Origin of the sequence: Streptomyces subrutilus (assembly GCF_008704535.1) — a bacterium.
In the GTDB taxonomy this organism is placed as follows: Bacteria; Actinomycetota; Actinomycetes; order Streptomycetales; family Streptomycetaceae; genus Streptomyces; species Streptomyces subrutilus.
Genome location: NZ_CP023701.1, coordinates 3,327,158 through 3,341,714 on the forward strand (window position 1 = coordinate 3,327,158; position 14,557 = coordinate 3,341,714).

15 protein-coding genes are annotated in these 14,557 nt (G+C 72.7%); 7 read left to right on the forward strand and 8 right to left on the reverse strand.

Features of this window, described 5'->3' with window-relative positions:
• Window positions 1-6 precede the first annotated feature (6 nt).
• Window positions 7-366 carry an NADH-quinone oxidoreductase subunit A gene (locus CP968_RS14445; RefSeq protein WP_150518396.1) on the reverse strand — a complete coding sequence of 120 codons (360 nt, stop codon included), beginning with the start codon at window positions 364-366 and terminating at the stop codon, window positions 7-9.
• A 781-nt stretch (window positions 367-1,147) separates the two neighbouring features.
• On the opposite strand from CP968_RS14445, the gene CP968_RS14450 reads away from it, so the two are divergent.
• On the forward strand, window positions 1,148-2,017 hold the full coding sequence (locus tag CP968_RS14450) for a C40 family peptidase (protein WP_150518397.1): 870 nt from the start codon (window positions 1,148-1,150) through the stop codon (window positions 2,015-2,017).
• A 325-nt stretch (window positions 2,018-2,342) separates the two neighbouring features.
• Window positions 2,343-2,666: a hypothetical protein gene (locus CP968_RS14455; protein WP_150518398.1), complete on the forward strand. Its 324-nt coding sequence runs from the start codon at window positions 2,343-2,345 to the stop codon at window positions 2,664-2,666.
• Between the two features lie 35 nt (window positions 2,667-2,701).
• Here the strand turns inward: CP968_RS14455 and CP968_RS14460 are convergent, their stop codons facing one another.
• Window positions 2,702-3,985: a geranylgeranyl reductase family protein gene (locus tag CP968_RS14460; RefSeq protein ID WP_150518399.1), complete on the reverse strand. Its 1,284-nt coding sequence runs from the start codon at window positions 3,983-3,985 to the stop codon at window positions 2,702-2,704.
• 97 nt (window positions 3,986-4,082) lie between these two features.
• On the opposite strand from CP968_RS14460, the gene CP968_RS14465 reads away from it, so the two are divergent.
• Window positions 4,083-4,628 carry a GNAT family N-acetyltransferase gene (locus tag CP968_RS14465; RefSeq protein ID WP_150518400.1) on the forward strand — a complete coding sequence of 182 codons (546 nt, stop codon included), beginning with the start codon at window positions 4,083-4,085 and terminating at the stop codon, window positions 4,626-4,628.
• A gap of 6 nt (window positions 4,629-4,634) precedes the next feature.
• On the opposite strand, the gene CP968_RS14470 is transcribed toward CP968_RS14465, so the two are convergent.
• Entirely contained in the window at window positions 4,635-5,561 is a 927-nt protein-coding gene (locus tag CP968_RS14470) for a glutaminase (protein WP_150518401.1), read from the reverse strand.
• Window positions 5,562-5,567: 6 nt separating this feature from the next.
• Window positions 5,568-6,260, reverse strand: coding sequence for a demethylmenaquinone methyltransferase (locus CP968_RS14475; protein ID WP_150518402.1), 693 nt, complete (start codon window positions 6,258-6,260; stop codon window positions 5,568-5,570).
• Between the two features lie 307 nt (window positions 6,261-6,567).
• Between CP968_RS14475 and CP968_RS14480 the strand changes: the two genes are divergently transcribed.
• Both CP968_RS14480 and CP968_RS14485 read left to right on the forward strand, forming a co-directional pair.
• Complete coding sequence (locus tag CP968_RS14480) at window positions 6,568-7,500, forward strand: DUF3152 domain-containing protein (RefSeq protein ID WP_150518403.1); 933 nt, start codon at window positions 6,568-6,570, stop codon at window positions 7,498-7,500.
• A gap of 50 nt (window positions 7,501-7,550) precedes the next feature.
• Complete coding sequence (locus CP968_RS14485) at window positions 7,551-7,913, forward strand: response regulator transcription factor (protein ID WP_167536804.1); 363 nt, start codon at window positions 7,551-7,553, stop codon at window positions 7,911-7,913.
• Here CP968_RS14485 and CP968_RS14490 read toward each other — a convergent pair.
• The 3 genes from CP968_RS14490 to CP968_RS14500 all read right to left on the reverse strand — a co-directional run bounded on the left by CP968_RS14490 (window position 7,879) and on the right by CP968_RS14500 (window position 11,094).
• Window positions 7,879-8,529, reverse strand: coding sequence for an imidazolonepropionase-like domain-containing protein (locus CP968_RS14490; RefSeq protein WP_150518405.1), 651 nt, complete (start codon window positions 8,527-8,529; stop codon window positions 7,879-7,881). The two genes, CP968_RS14485 and CP968_RS14490, sit on opposite strands and share 35 nt — an antisense overlap.
• A 7-nt stretch (window positions 8,530-8,536) precedes the next feature.
• Window positions 8,537-9,736, reverse strand: coding sequence for a cyclic dehypoxanthinyl futalosine synthase (mqnC, locus tag CP968_RS14495; protein WP_150518406.1), 1,200 nt, complete (start codon window positions 9,734-9,736; stop codon window positions 8,537-8,539).
• A gap of 476 nt (window positions 9,737-10,212) precedes the next feature.
• Window positions 10,213-11,094 (reverse strand): menaquinone biosynthetic enzyme MqnA/MqnD family protein, encoded by an 882-nt coding sequence (locus tag CP968_RS14500; RefSeq protein ID WP_150518407.1) that lies wholly within the window; start codon window positions 11,092-11,094, stop codon window positions 10,213-10,215.
• Window positions 11,095-11,331: 237 nt separating this feature from the next.
• Between CP968_RS14500 and CP968_RS14505 the strand changes: the two genes are divergently transcribed.
• Window positions 11,332-11,535, forward strand: coding sequence for a cold-shock protein (locus CP968_RS14505; RefSeq protein WP_112451444.1), 204 nt, complete (start codon window positions 11,332-11,334; stop codon window positions 11,533-11,535).
• Window positions 11,536-11,721: 186 nt separating this feature from the next.
• Here CP968_RS14505 and CP968_RS14510 read toward each other — a convergent pair whose 3' ends face one another.
• The gene (locus tag CP968_RS14510) at window positions 11,722-13,440 is read right to left on the reverse strand and encodes a lytic murein transglycosylase (RefSeq protein ID WP_229886017.1); all 1,719 of its coding nucleotides are present in this window, start codon (window positions 13,438-13,440) and stop codon (window positions 11,722-11,724) included.
• 233 nt (window positions 13,441-13,673) lie between these two features.
• Between CP968_RS14510 and CP968_RS14515 the strand changes: the two genes are divergently transcribed.
• The gene (locus tag CP968_RS14515) at window positions 13,674-14,492 is read left to right on the forward strand and encodes a thioredoxin domain-containing protein (protein ID WP_150518409.1); all 819 of its coding nucleotides are present in this window, start codon (window positions 13,674-13,676) and stop codon (window positions 14,490-14,492) included.
• Window positions 14,493-14,557 lie beyond the last annotated feature (65 nt).

A 14,557-nucleotide genomic window follows, 5' to 3' on the forward strand; every position in this document is an offset into this window, starting at 1 on the left:
AGCCCCTCAGTCCCATTCCAGGCCGCCGCGGCGCCAGACGTAGGCGTAGGCGACGAAGACGGTGAGCACGAAGAGCAGCATCTCGACGAGCCCGAAGATCCCCAGGGAGTCGAAGGTGACGGCCCAGGGGTAGAGGAAGACAACCTCGATGTCGAAGACGATGAAGAGCATCGCCGTCAGGTAGTACTTGATGGGGAAGCGGCCGCCGCCGGCCGGCAACGGTGTCGGCTCGATACCGCATTCGTACGCTTCAAGTTTTGCCCGGTTGTACCGTTTTGGGCCGATCAGCGTGGCCATGACCACGGAGAAGATCGCAAACCCTGCGCCGAGGGCGCCGAGCACGAGGATGGGCGCGTACACATTCACGCTCCTCGCTCCTTCCAGTCGTCCTTGACCGTTGGACCGCTGTGCCGGCGCCGCGCTCCCCGCCCCGCGAAGATCACCCCCCGGTTGGGGGATCGCATGTGAGGCAGTTCACAAGCCGGACTGGTGCGCATCCTATGCCCGGTCGTCTGTGATCTGCGACACGGGTTGCAACAACGAGTTTGTGATCTCCACCACCTGACGAACGATCATGAAGTCAGATGAGCGGTGATCTTCATACGCGAAGCATCCACATGATCACCAAAGGTGACATCCGGCCCTGTCGTTGCAGGTGGAAGGGGTGTCGCTCTATCAAATGATGGCCATTGCAGGCAAATTGGCGGTGATCGGGGGCCGGTGATAAAGGGATCGCCGTCGCCCGGTCGGATGAGCCCGCGCGTACCGAGGTGGACGCGGGGCGGAAGCGGGACAGAACGGACGGTCGGCCGCGTGCACCGGTTCACGAACCCCGCACCGTCTTCACGGCACGGTCACGACACGGCCCCGACGTCCGCACGACGTGACGCTCCTGTGACCTGCACCACTCCGAATCGAGCCTTCCGAAACGGGGCTTGGCCAACTGTCCGGCGGAATGGTAGACCGTGGATCAATTCGGACTTATCGCGGAAACCTCATGATCACAGCCTTGTGACGGTGCGTCCGATTGGCCCGTTACGGCGTCAATGAGAGCCCCGCCGCGCCCGGTTAGCCCCCTCTGCGGCTAACTGTGGCGCACGCCACGTTTCTTGAAGGGACCCCTGGCGCCCTGATAGCGGTTGTCCTCATGTCCCACACCGCTCACATACCCAGCCACCGGAAGCCCCGCCGCAGCGCCTCGAAGCTCGCGGTCCGCGCCGGAGTTGCCGGTGGCGTCCTCAGCACCCTGGCCATGGCCGGCACCGCGAGCGCGTCCCCGTCCGCAGAGCCCGTGGCCGAGACGACGCTCGAAATGCCGGTCCTCACCGCGGACCTGGGCGCCGACGTCTCCTCCGCCGTCACCACCGCGGCCGAGAACACCCGCCTGGCCGCCGTCGAGGGCGAACTGACCGCCCAGGAGGAGACCGCCCGCACGGGCGCCGCCGCCGAGGCGAAGCAGGCCAAGGCCGACGCCCAGCAGAAGGCCGACGCCGAGAAGAAGGCGAAGGAGGAGGCCGACCGCAAGGCCGAGTCGGAGCGCGCCGCCCGCAGCTCCGCCCGCACCACCCTCGCGAGCACCTCCGCGTCCGACTCCGGCTCCGGCTCCGGCTCGTCCGTCACCAAGCCCTCCCGGGGCACCGGTACGGTCACCGCACCCGCCACCGGCTCCGCCGCCGCCATCGTCAACTTCGCCCGCGCGCAGGTCGGCAAGGCGTACGTGCTGGGCGGCACCGGTCCGTCCTCCTTCGACTGCTCCGGCCTCGTCGGCGCTGCCTACCGCCAGGCCGGCATCTCGCTGCCGCGCATGTCGCAGGACCAGTCCGCGGCCGGCACCTCGGTCTCGCTGGGCTCCCTGCAGCCGGGCGACATCCTGTACTGGGGCTCCAAGGGCAACGCGTACCACGTCGCCGTGTACGTCGGCGGCGGCAAGTACGTCGGTGCGCAGAACTCCAAGACCGGCATCGTCGAGCGCTCGCTGAGCTACGACAAGCCGACGGGCGCCGTCCGCATCCTCTGAGCCCCTCCGGGCCGCGGTCGGCCGCCCCGGTCCCCCCGGGCCCCCACGGGCGGCCCAGGGCGCTTCCCGGGCCGTCCCCGGGCGGTCCCCGCGGCCCCGGTCGTCACGAAGGGCCGGTGCTCCCCCGCTCGGGGGTGGAGCACCGGCCCTTCGTGCTGCCCGGGCGCGGTGCGTCGCGGGGGCCCGCCCCGGTCGCCGGGGCCGCCTGCGGGCCCGCCCCGCACGCGAGTTGCCGGGGACCCGCGCGCGACGGGCCGGGCGCCTGCGAAGATGGCCGCGGCGCGTACGACCGGCCCCTGGCCCGAACCCTGGAGGTGGTGGTCCCGTGAGCGCACGCCCCCACGACCGGCCCCACGAACGCCCCCGGGGCGCGGACCCCACCGCGGCCCCGGCCGCGCTCGGGCTCGGCCTCCTCGCCGTGGGCGGCTGGCTGCTGACCACCGCCCGCCCCTGGCACAAGCCCGGCCACCCGCTGGCCCTCGGCCTCGGCTGGAGCGTCTCGGCGCTGCTCCTGCTCGGCGGCCTGGCCCTGCTGACCCGCTGCGTCCGCGCGGTCCACCGCGCCGACCCCCCGCCGGCCCCGGCCGACGCGCCCCCGTACGACCGGACGGGCCCCGCCGGGGACCCCCCGCCGCGACCCGTCGCCTAGCCGTACGCGCACGCGTACCCCGTGCCCCGTCGCCGTCAGGCCTTCGGTGCCACCTTCGAGAGGCCGTTGATGATGCGGTCCATCGCGTCGCCGCCCGTCGGGTCCGTCAGGTTGGCCAGCATCTTCAGCGTGAACTTCATCAGCACCGGGTGGGTCAGGCCGCGCTGCGTGGCGACCTTCATGACCTTCGGGTTGCCGATCAGCTTCACGAAGGCGCGGCCCAGCGTGTAGTAGCCGCCGTAGGTCTCCTTGAGGACCTTCGGGTAGTTGTGCAGCGCGAGTTCGCGCTGCGCCGGGGTCGCTCGGGCGTGGGCCTGGACGATGACGTCGGCCGCGATCTGGCCGGATTCCATCGCGTAGGCGATGCCCTCGCCGTTGAACGGGTTGACGAGCCCGCCCGCGTCTCCGACGAGCAGCAGTCCCTTGGTGTAGTGGGGCTGCCGGTTGAAGGCCATCGGCAGGGCCGCGCCGCGGATCGGCTGGGTCATGTTCTCGGGGGTGTAGCCCCAGTCCTCCGGCATGGACGCGCACCAGGCCTTGAGGACCTCGCGCCAGTCCAGCTCCTTGAAGGCGGAGGAGGAGTTGAGGATGCCGAGCCCGACGTTCGAGGTGCCGTCGCCCATGCCGAAGATCCAGCCGTAGCCAGGCAGCAGCCTGTCCTGCGCGCCGCGCCGGTCCCACAGCTCCAGCCAGGACTCCAGGTAGTCGTCGTCGTGCCGGGGCGAGGTGAAGTACGTACGGACGGCCACGCCCATCGGGCGGTCCTCGCGCCGGTGCAGGCCCATGGCGAGCGACAGCCGGGAGCTGTTGCCGTCGGCCGCGACGACCAGCGGGGCGCTGAAGGTGACCGGGGTCTTCTCCTCGCCCAGCTTCGCCCGCACGCCGGTGATGTGCCCGGTGCGGGGGTCGCGCACGGGCTCGCCGACGTTGCAGCGCTCGTAGAGCCGGGCGCCGGCCTTCTGGGCCTGGCGGGCCAGGGTCTCGTCGAAGTCGTCGCGCTTGCGGACGAGGCCGTAGTCCGGATAGGAGGCGAGATCCGGCCAGTCCAGCTGGAGCCGCTGTCCGCCGCCGATGATCCGCAGGCCCTTGTTGCGCAGCCAGCCGGCCTCTTCGGAGATGTCGATGCCCATGGCGACCAGCTGCTTGGTGGCGCGCGGGGTCAGGCCGTCGCCGCAGACCTTCTCCCGGGGGAAGGCGGTCTTCTCCAGGAGCAGGACGTCCAATCCGGCCTTGGCGAGGTAGTACGCGGTGGTCGAGCCGGCGGGCCCGGCCCCGACGACGATCACGTCCGCGGAGTGTTCGGAGAGGGGCTCGGTCACTGCGGGGTCTCCCGAAGGCTCGATAAAGGGTGCCCAACGGCACCGGACACGTGCAGTCTATGCAGCGAGAGAGATCACGATCCGAAGGGTGCCTCCGATGACCACCTCGCCCGCCCGGCCGCTCCCCGCCGTCCAGCTGCGCGTGCCCACCGACGAGGACGCCCGTGCCTGGCAGCGGGTCTTCGACGACGCCGAGGTCATGGAGTTCCTCGGCGGACCCGCCGAGCTCTCCCTGTACGAGGAGCTCACCGCCCGGCAGCGGCTGCACGACGCCCGGCTCGGCTTCTGCCTGTGGACCCTGCTGGACGCGCAGGGCGCGGTGATCGGCTTCACCGGCGCGCAGCCCTGGCCCGAGACGAAGCCCTGGGGCCCGGTCGGGGAGATCGAGATCGGCTGGCGGCTGGGGCGCGGGGCCTGGGGTCAGGGGTACGCGTACGCCGCCGCCCTGGCCACCCTGGAGCGGGTCCGGGCGGCCGGCGTCCCGCACGTGGTGGCGATGATCAACGACGGGAACGCCCGGTCGATCGCGGTGGCCGAGCGGCTGGGCATGACCCTGGCCGAGCGCTTCCTGCTGCCGAACGGCGTCAGCCACGGCCGCCGGTACACGCTGGATCTCGGGCCCGCCGCGGAGCCGGCCGCGTAGGGCGCCCTAGAAGACCGACAGCCCGGTCAGCGTCGTGAAACGGTCCAGGGCCGCCACGCCCGCGACCGAGTTGCCCTGCGCGTCCAGTCCGGGGCTCCACACGGCGAGGGTGCACTGGCCGGGGACGACCGCGACGATGCCGCCGCCGACCCCGCTCTTGCCGGGGAGCCCGACGCGGTAGGCGAACTCGCCCGCCGCGTCGTAGGTCCCGCAGGTCAGCATCACCGCGTTGATCTGCTTGGCCTCGCTGCGCGTCAGCAGCCGCGAACCGTCCGCGCGCAGCCCGTGCCGGGCCAGGAAGCGGCCCGCGCGGGCGAGGTCGGCGCAGCTCATCTCGATCGAGCACTGCCAGAAGTAGTGCTCCAGCAGGGCCGGCACCGGGTTGTCGATGTTGCCGTACGAGGCCATGAAGTGGGCGACGGCGGCGTTGCGGTGGCCGTTCTCCTGTTCGGAGGCGGCCACTTCGGCGTCGAAGCCGAGGTCGGGGTTGCCGCTCTCCTGGCGCAGGAAGTCCAGCAGTTCGCTGCTCGCGTCGCCGGTCAGGGTCTGGAGCCGGTCGGTGACGACGAGGGCGCCCGCGTTGATGAACGGGTTGCGCGGGACGCCGTTCTCGTACTCCAGCTGCACGAGGGAGTTGAACGGGTTGCCGGACGGCTCCCGGCCCACCCGCTCCCAGAGGCTGTCGCCGCCCTGGGCGAGGGCGAGGGCCAGGGTGAAGACCTTGGTGATCGACTGGGTGGAGAAGGGCACCTGCCAGTCGCCCACCCCGAAGACGTTGCCGTCGAGGTCGGCGACGGCCATCCCGAACTGCCGCGGGTCCACCGACGCGAGCGCCGGTATGTACTCCGCGGGCGTCCCGCTGCCGGTCAGCGGCGCGACGTCCCGCGCGACGCGTTCCAGCAGCGCCGGGTAGTCGAAGGCCGCGGCGTCCACGGAGGGTCAGGCCTTGGTGCCGCGGTGCAGCGTGACGATGCCGCCGCTCAGGTTGCGCCAGGCGACCTTCGCCCAGCCGGCCTTCTGGAGCAGGGCGGCGAGCTGCGGCTGGTCGGGCCAGGCGCGGATGGACTCGGCGAGGTACACGTACGCGTCCGGGTTGGAGGACACGGCGCGGGCCACCGGGGGCAGGGCGCGCATCAGGTACTCGGTGTAGACGGTGCGCAGGGGTGCCCAGGTGGGCTGCGAGAACTCGCAGATGACGACCTGGCCGCCGGGCTTGGTCACCCGGTGGAGCTCGCGCAGCGCGGCGTCGGTGTCCTGGACGTTGCGCAGGCCGAAGGAGATGGTGACGGTGTCGAACGTGTCGTCCTTGAACGGCAGCCTCGTCGCGTCGCCGGCGGTCAGCGGCAGCCACGGGTTGCGCTTCTTGCCCTCGCGGAGCATGCCGAGGGAGAAGTCGCAGGGGACGACGTAGGCGCCGGTCGCGGCGAAGGGCAGCGAGGAGGTCGCGGTGCCGGCCGCGAGGTCGAGGACCTTCTGGCCGGGGCGGGCCGCGACGGCCTTGGCGACCTCCTTGCGCCAGAGCCGGGACTGGCCGAGGGAGAGCACGTCGTTGGTGAGGTCGTAGTTGGCCGCGACCCCGTCGAACATGGAGGCGACTTCGTGCGGCTGCTTGTCCAGGGAAGCCCTTGTCACTGGCGTTCGCCCCTCGGTGTGCGATGCGGATCGGCGGGTACCCGCCCATCCTCTCAGGCCGCGCCGCTCCCGGCGGCGCCGGCTCCGCGGCACCGGCCCGCCGGCCGGGGAGGCCGCAGCGGTACCCCGGTATACCCGCCCGGACCGTGTCCCAACCACACAACTGGCCCGAAGGACAGTTACGCCGGCGCCCCCGGTCCGCGTTGACTGGCGCGGTGCGGCCCGGTGCGGGTCTGCCTCCGGACCGGGGCCCCCGAAGGGCCTGCTCCGGCAGCGGCCGCCGCGAACCGCGAACAGAGGGCTCCACATGCCGGCAGGCCGTTCCACCGGTCGCTCCCCCCGCAGTCCGCGCGCCCTGCGCCGGGCGGAACGGCGCAGGCGGCTGCGGCGCACGCTCCTCGGCACGGCGGCGGTCCTCGCCGTCTCGGCCGCCGCGTACGCCGCGCTGCCCGGGGACGACGACCCCCGGAAGGCGGCGGGCCGCCCGGCCGCGTCCGGACCGCCGGAGCCGGCCGGCGGCCGGGGCTCCGCGGACGGCTCCGGCCCGGCGGCCGCGCAGGGCGCCGGGCCCTCCCCCCTGCCCGAGGACTCCTCCGCCGCGCCCCCGCCGAAGTCCCCCGCCCCGTCGGCCCCGGCGGCCGGCGGACCGGCGCCCGGCCCGTCCGTGCCGGTCCCGGCCTCCGGGCCGGGCACCTTCAAGCCCTCCGGCGCCGCCGGGCAGCCCCAGGGCAAGGGCACCGCGCTGCGTTGGCGGATCGAGGTCGAGGAGAACAGCGGGGTCGACCCGGACACCGCCGCGCGCGCCGTCGAGAAGGTCCTCGGCGATCCGCGCGGCTGGACCCGCGACCCCGCGTACGGCTTCCGGCTGGTCGGCGCCGGCCAGCCGGTGGACTTCACGGTCAGGATCGCGACGCCGACGACCACCGACCGGCTGTGCGAGGTGGTGACCCCGGAGCTCGTCGGCGAGACCAACTGCCGGGCCGGTCACACCGTCGTGGTCAACCTCAAGCGCTGGCAGGAGGGATCGCCGCAGTTCGCCGGGCCGGTGGAGGAGTACCGGGCGCTGATCGTCAACCACGAGGTCGGGCACGAGATCGGCCGCGACCACGAGGGCTGCCCCGGCCCCGGCCGGCCCGCTCCGGCGATGATGCAGCAGATCAGGGGGCTGCTCGGCTGCACCGCCAACGCGTGGCCGTACGCCGCGGACGGAACTTATCTGTCCGGCCCGCGCGTCCCTTAGGTCGGAGGACCGGCCATCGGATGGGCCGGCCGGGGCCAGGGGTGGAAACCGTGCGTGTCGTCAGCTACAGCGTCCCCGCCTGGTTCCCCTCGTACGGACCGCAGCGACGGCCGGAGGCGTCCGGGGCGGAGCCGGCCGCCGCGCCGGCGGCCCAGCTCACCGAGCAGGAGTCCGCGGTGTTCCTGTGCCTGGCCACCGGCGCGTCCAACGCCGAGCTCGCCGACGAGCTGCGGCTGTCCGTCAGCACGGTCAAGTTCCACGTGGTGAACATACGGGCCAAGCTGGGCGGGATCAGCCGCCTCCAGGCCTGCCTGCTGTCCGCGCTCGCCCGCGAGGAGCTGCGCGGCGCGGCCCCCGGCGGACCGTCCGGGCCGCCGCTCAGCGCCGGCGGTGCAGCAGCCGTCCCCCGATGACCGTGGCCACGCACGTGGTCGCCCCCTCCGCCAGCAGCGCCCCCGGGTCCGTGACCGCGAAGACCGCGAACCGGGCCGGTGCGCCCGGCTCCAGGACCCCGTGGAAGGCCTGCCCGGCCTCCTCCCGCCCCGCGAACGGGTCCAGGGAGGCGCCCGCGCCGTCGGCCGGGCCCGCCGGTGCCAGGACCACGAGCCCCGAGCGGACCACGGCCGTGCGCACCGCCGGGATCGTGAAGCGGCCGGTCAGTGCCGTCACCCCGCGGGCGAGCAGCTTCTGCGTACCGCGCCGGGCGCTGTGGCCCCACCGCGCCTCGGTCATCCCGAGGGCGGCCAGGGCCGCCTCCCCGGTGATCGGCCCGGTGCCGAGTTCGGCGGTCTCGTACGGGTCGTCGGGGTAGTAGGTCCGCTCCAGCAGCCCGTCGGCGCCGCGCACCAGCAGCCCCGGGGTGAGGACCCCGGGCCAGCGCCGGACCCGGGCGTGCGGGTGGCTCGCGGCGAGGTCCCCGTACGGCCCCACGCGGGCGATCCGGTCCCCTTCGACGAGCACCGCGCCGTCCGGCACGGGCTCGGAGCCCGCCCCGGCGACGAGGTGTCCTGCGGTGTGGAGCGTCAGCACGGCGCGGTCAGTTCGTCGCGATGAGCTTCAGCTCGGGGTGGGCGGTGCCGCCTTCGAGGGCGGTGGAGGAGATGTGCGAGACCACGCGGTCGTCGGCCGGGTCGTTCGCCGGGTCGTCGTGGACCAGGAGGTGCTCGTAGGTGGTCGCGCGCTGCGCCGGGGTGCGGCCCGCCTTGCGGATCAGGTCGATGATCTCCTGGCGGTTGGAGCGGTGCTTGGCACCGGCCGAGGAGACCACGTTCTCCTCCAGCATGATCGAGCCCAGGTCGTCCGCGCCGTAGTGCAGGGAGAGCTGGCCCGCCTCCTTGCCGACGGTGAGCCAGGAGCCCTGGATGTGGGCGATGTTGTCGAGGAAGAGCCGCGCGATGGCGATCATGCGCAGGTACTCGAAGATCGTCGCCTGGGTCCGGCCCTTGAGGTGGTTGTTCTCGGGCTGGTAGGTGTACGGGATGAAGGCGCGGAAGCCGCCCGTGCGGTCCTGGGTGTCCCGGATCATCGCGATGTGCTCGATGCGCTCGGCGTTGGTCTCGCCGGTGCCCATCAGCATGGTGGAGGTGGACTCCACGCCCAGCCGGTGGGCGATCTCCATGATCTCCAGCCAGCGTTCGCCCGACTCCTTGAGCGGGGCGATGGCCTTGCGCGGCCGCGCGGGCAGCAGCTCGGCTCCGGCGCCCGCGAAGGAGTCGAGGCCGGCCGCGTGGATGCGGCGGATGGCCTCTTCGGCGGAGACCCCCGAGATCCTGGCCATGTGCTCGACCTCGGACGCGCCGAGGGAGTGGATGACCAGCTGCGGGAAGTCCTTCTTGATGGCGGAGAAGTGGTGCTCGTAGTACTCGACGCCGTAGTCCGGGTGGTGGCCGCCCTGGAACATGATCTGCGTGCCGCCGAGCTCGACGGTCTCCGCGCAGCGGCGCAGGATGTCGTCGAGGTCGCGGGACCAGCCCTTCTTCGCGTCCTTGGGGGCCGCGTAGAAGGCGCAGAACTTGCACGCCGTGACACAGACGTTGGTGTAGTTGATGTTGCGCTCGATGATGTACGTCGCGATGTGCTCGGTACCCGCGTAGCGGCGCCGGCGCACGGCGTCGGCGGCCTGGCCCAGGGCGTGCAGCGGAGCGTCGCGGTAGAGGTCGAGCGCCTCTTCCCTGGTGATCCGGCCCCCCGCGGCTGCGCGGTCGAGGACAGACTGGAGAGCGGCCTGGTCGGTCACCGGTGCGTCACCTTTCGGCGGTGTGTCAAGGTCCGGACCGATCCAGCGTACGCCAGCGCCCCCCGGCGGCCGTCAGGGGCTTCGGGTGGGGTCTCCCTCCGGGTTTCCGGCCGGCGCGTCACCCGACCTGTAGTGCAGGGTTCCGCCGTCGTCGAGGGTGAACCGCTCGTCCGCGGAGCCGGCCGAGCAGCCGGTACGCGCCGATGGTCCGCGGTTCGCCGGCTTCGAGCGGCTGCGTCGCGTCCCCCGCCCCCTCCCCCGAGCTCCGGGCCGGACCACGGGTGGGGCCCGGACCCCGGCACCTTGGGGGGTGCAGGGCGACGGGGAGCGGGGGTCCGTCCCTTGCGCTCCTGCTGGTCTTCACCGGCGGGATCGCGGGGCGGGATTCCTTTTCGCATTCACCCGGCAGGGGCCGGATCGCGAAAAGGACGGGAATTCCCGGCACACCCCGGATTCACCCGGACGGGCTCCCGGAACTAGCTCGGGACGGCGTCCGTAAGCCCGTCCGGTACGGGGTCCAGGAGTTCCACGGCGACATCCGCCGGGTAGCCGGTCGTGGGGCCGGTGCGCCGGGCGAATTCCCGTACTCCGGCCAACTGGTCGGGGCCGAAGCGGAAGTCGAGCGTGGTGAAGTAGCGCTCCAGCAGCTCGGCGTCGAAGGCCTCCCAGCGGGCGGCCTGTTCCGCCACCTTGGAGACCTCTTCCAGGGACACGTCCCGGGAGGCGAGGAAGGCCTCGTGGACCTTCCGTACGACGACCGGCTCACGGGCCAGGTAGTCCTTGCGGGCGGCCCAGACGGCGAAGACGAACGGCAGTCCGGTCCACTCCTTCCACATCAGCCCCAGGTCGTGCACGGTGAGGCCGAGCCGCGGGGCGTCGTGCAGCGAGGCGCGCAGCGCGGCGTCGCCGATCAGCACCGCCGCGTCGGCCTCCTGCATCATCACCCCCAGGTCGGGCGGGCAGGTGTAGTAGTCGGGCCGGACCCCGTACTGCTCGGAAAGCAGCAGCTGGGCGAGGCGCACGGAGGTGCGGGAGGTCGAACCGAGCGCGACGCGGGCGCCGTCGAGCTGCTCCAGCGGGACCTGCGAGACGATCACGCAGGACATCACGGGGCCGTCGCAGCCGACCGCGAGGTCGGGGAAGGCGACGAGCCGGTCGGCGTTGCGGAGGAATTCGACGAGGGTGATCGGGGCGATGTCGAGCTCGCCCTCGACGAGGCGCTGGCTGAGCTTCTCGGGAGTGTCCTTGGTCAGCTCCAGGTCCAGCAGCGTGCCGGTTCTGGCCAGCCCCCAGTAGAGCGGCAGGCAGTTCAGGAACTGGATGTGGCCGACGCGGGGCCGGCTGCGATAGACGTCCACATCGCGAGACTAGCCCCCCGTGTCACGTCAGCGTTCGGGCGGGTCTCAAACGTCCGGGTGACGTGATCTTTCCCTCTGGTCCTGGCCCGAGGACGCGTGCTAGGCTCGTCGCAAGTTGCAGTTTGGTTTCCCTTGCAGTACGAGGCCTGCGGAGAATGTGACCCGCGGGCTTTTGTAGTTTTCAGACTTCTTAGCAGGTTCTGGAGCAGGGCGACCCTTTGGCCCATAGGAGGGCTCATGGCTACCGGAACCGTCAAGTGGTTCAACGCTGAAAAGGGCTTCGGCTTCATCGCCCAGGACGGCGGCGGCCCGGATGTCTTCGTCCACTACTCCGCGATCAACGCCGCTGGCTTCCGCTCCCTTGAGGAGAACCAGCTGGTGAACTTCGACGTCACCCAGGGTCCGAAGGGCCCGCAGGCGGAGAACGTCACCCCGGCCTAGTCGCCAGGGCCAACCACATCGCGGTTGGAAACGCAGTACCCAAGGAGCCCCGTCCCCTCTGTGCGAGCAGAGCGGCGGGGCTCCTGCCTTTCCCCTCCCGGGAAGGGGAGGGGCCCGAACGCCGGTGGCCCCGGACCCCGCGCGTGCGGGGTCCGGGGCCACCGGCGTTGCGGGGTCCGGGCGGGTTCAGCCGGCCTTGGCCGGGGTGGTCGGCGCGGTGGTCGGCGGGGTGGTCGGCGCGGTCGTCGGCGGGGTGGTCACCGGGGCGGTGACCTCCACGTCGAGGACCAGGGTGACGCCGTCCGGGGTGGTCAGGCGCAGGTGGTGGGTGCCCGGGGCGGTGTCCGCGGCCGTGAACAGCTCCGGCAGGACGAGCCGGCCGTCGGCCGCGCTCTCCGGGAGCTCCAGGCTGGTCGCCTTCTCGCCCTCGGCACCCTTGAAGTACGGGCTCTTCGCGGTCTTCGGGTCCACCGGGACCCACGCGCCGTCCTTCTTCTCCACCAGCTCGGCGAGGACCCCGGTCACCGCGAGCGGCTTGCCCTCCGCCGTGGCGAGGACCGTGACGCCCGTGATGCTCTTGCCGGCCGCGGCAGTCAGCGGGTCGGCGCCCGCCGGACGGGCCAGCCTGTCCGCGACGGGCTTGGCCGTGACCGAGCCGTCGAGCCGCGCGGTGAGGCCCCCGACCTTGTCGTAGGCCGAGATCCGCAGCGTGAAGGTGCCGGGCTTGGGGCCCGCCTTCAGGCCGGGGGCGGTCGCGACGCCCTCGGCGTCCGTCTTGGCCACCAGGGATTCGGGGGTCTTCGGGAAGGCGGTGCCGCCGGTGGTGTCCGACTCGACCGTGAAGACGACGTCCCGGCCCGCGGCCGGCTTGCCGTCGCTGAGGACCAGCTTGACCTTGGGCACCGCGGTGAAGGCGGTCCCGGCCTCGGCGGTGAGCCCGGTCCCGCCGAGCACGTTCAGCTCGGTGAGGTGGGGCGCGGCGGGCGGGGTGGGCTTCTCCGGCGTCACCGGCGGCGGGGTCGGCTTGGCCGGGGTGGTCGGCGTGACCGGGCCCGGCGGGGTGACGGGCGCGGGCGGGGTGACCGGCGGGCGCGGGGTGGGCAGGGTGCCGGGGGGCGCGGGCGGGTAGCTGCCGGCGGGCGGATTGGCGACCTCGCCGACGCCGTTCTGGTACTGGCGCATGAAGCCGAGCACCGCGTTCACGTACTCGCGCGAGTTGTTGTAGCTGAGGATCGCCTGGTCGAGCCTGGCGGGATCGGAGAGGTCCCGGTCGCCCGCGCACAGGTAGAGGCCGGCCCCGAGGGCGGCGTCGTAGATGTTGTTGGGGTCGCGGTTGCCGTCGCCGTTGCCGTCGGCGCCCCAGGTCCGCCAGGTGGAGGGGATGAACTGCATCGGGCCGACCGCCCGGTCGTACGCGGTGTCCGCGTCCCACTCGCCCTTGTCCGTGTCGCGGATCTCGGCGAAGCCGTTGCCGTCGAGGCGCGGGCCGCGGATGGGCTTCTCGGTGGAGCCGTCGGTCTTGAGCCCGTATCCGGAGGCGTGGACCGACTCGACCCGGCCGATGCCCGCCAGCAGCTGCCAGGGCAGCTTGCAGTTGGGGAGGGCGGCGGCCACCGACAGCGCGCCGCGCCGGTAGGCGTCGAGGGCGGTCTGGGGTATCCCGTCCGACCCGGCCGGGGCGGTGGCGCCCGGTGGCACCTGCGGGTTGGCGACGATGTCGGGCAGGTCCAGCCGCGCGTCTCCGCGGTCGGCGGCCTGCGGGCTGTCCGGAGTGGGCTCGGACTCCCCCGCGTCGGCGGTCGACGGATTGGTCACGACGGCGGCCGTCGTCAGGCTGGCCGCGAGAGCGGCCGTGCACAGGACCTTGCGCGAGGTGTTGACGAGGTGGCGGTGAAGCGGCTTCACAGTGCGGCGATCCCCCCAGGAGCCGTCAAAGGAGCACGGCCGTGCGGGCCGTGAATATCCCCTGTCTATCAGGTATTCGCAGGAGACTCGCCGTCCCCCCGGCAGATGTGACGCACCATTCGTCTCGGCTTCGCCCGGCTCACCCCGCGCCGCGCGGCCGGGGACCTAAGACCCTGACCGGAATGCCCCAATGGCCCCCGCTTTTCGCCCTGTCCCCTCTTTACGCTGGTTCCATGGCGACGAGCAGCACGAAGGACCGGCGCCGCGCGGCCCGCGAACGGCTCCGCGCGCGGCGGGAGGCCCGGGCCCGGCGGGCGGGTTCGCGGGGCCGCCTGCTGCTCGGCGGCGCCGTGGCCGCGGTGCTCGCGTTCGCGGCCGGGATCGGCGTCCATGCGGCCGCCTCGTCCGGGCCGGGCGGGTCTTCGCCGGACGGGCCGGCGGGCGGGCCATTCGTCCAACCCGCCCACACCACCGGCCGGGACGGCATCGTGATCCCGTACGGCAGGGCGGACGCGCGGCACACGCTGACCGTCTGGGTCGACGCCCGCTGCCCGTTCTGCGCGGGTTTCGAGCAGGGCCTGGGAGCGACCGTCAAGGAGCAGGCGGACGCGGGCGAGTACCGGGTCGAGTACCGCTTCGCGACCTTCCTCGACACGTCGCTGGGCGGCGGCCAGGGCTCCCGGCGGGCCCTCAACGCCCTGGGCGCCGCGGTGAACGAGGGGCCCGAGAAGTTCGTGGAGTACCTCCGGGTGCTCTTCGCGAACCATCCCGCGCAGGAGACGGAGGACCGCTTCGGGGCCACCGCCACCCTCCTCGAACTCGCCGACGGGGTGCCGGGACTGCGGACGCCCGCCTTCAACCGCGCCGTCAAGGAACTCACGTACATGCCCTGGGTGGAGAAGGTCGGGCAGGCCTTCTACGACGAGAACGTCAACGGCACCCCGTCGGTGTTCGTCGACGGCCGCAGGATCACGGTCAATTCGGGCCGGGGCATCGAGTCGATCACCCCGGACGCCTTCCGCGCGCTGGTCACGGAGAACCGCCGCCCGTAGCCCCGCCGGGGTGGTCGAGGCGACGGCCGGCCCGTACCGGCGTGGGGAGGACCGGGTGGGTGGCC

Coding starts and splice junctions, on each gene's coding strand:
- CP968_RS14480 (WP_150518403.1), top strand. CDS start 6,568: ATGCCGGCAGGCCGTTCCACCGGTCGCTCCCCCCGCAGTCCGCGCGCC.
- CP968_RS14515 (WP_150518409.1), top strand. CDS start 13,674: ATGGCGACGAGCAGCACGAAGGACCGGCGCCGCGCGGCCCGCGAACGG.
- CP968_RS14465 (WP_150518400.1), top strand. CDS start 4,083: ATGACCACCTCGCCCGCCCGGCCGCTCCCCGCCGTCCAGCTGCGCGTG.
- CP968_RS14450 (WP_150518397.1), top strand. CDS start 1,148: ATGTCCCACACCGCTCACATACCCAGCCACCGGAAGCCCCGCCGCAGC.
- CP968_RS14505 (WP_112451444.1), top strand. CDS start 11,332: ATGGCTACCGGAACCGTCAAGTGGTTCAACGCTGAAAAGGGCTTCGGC.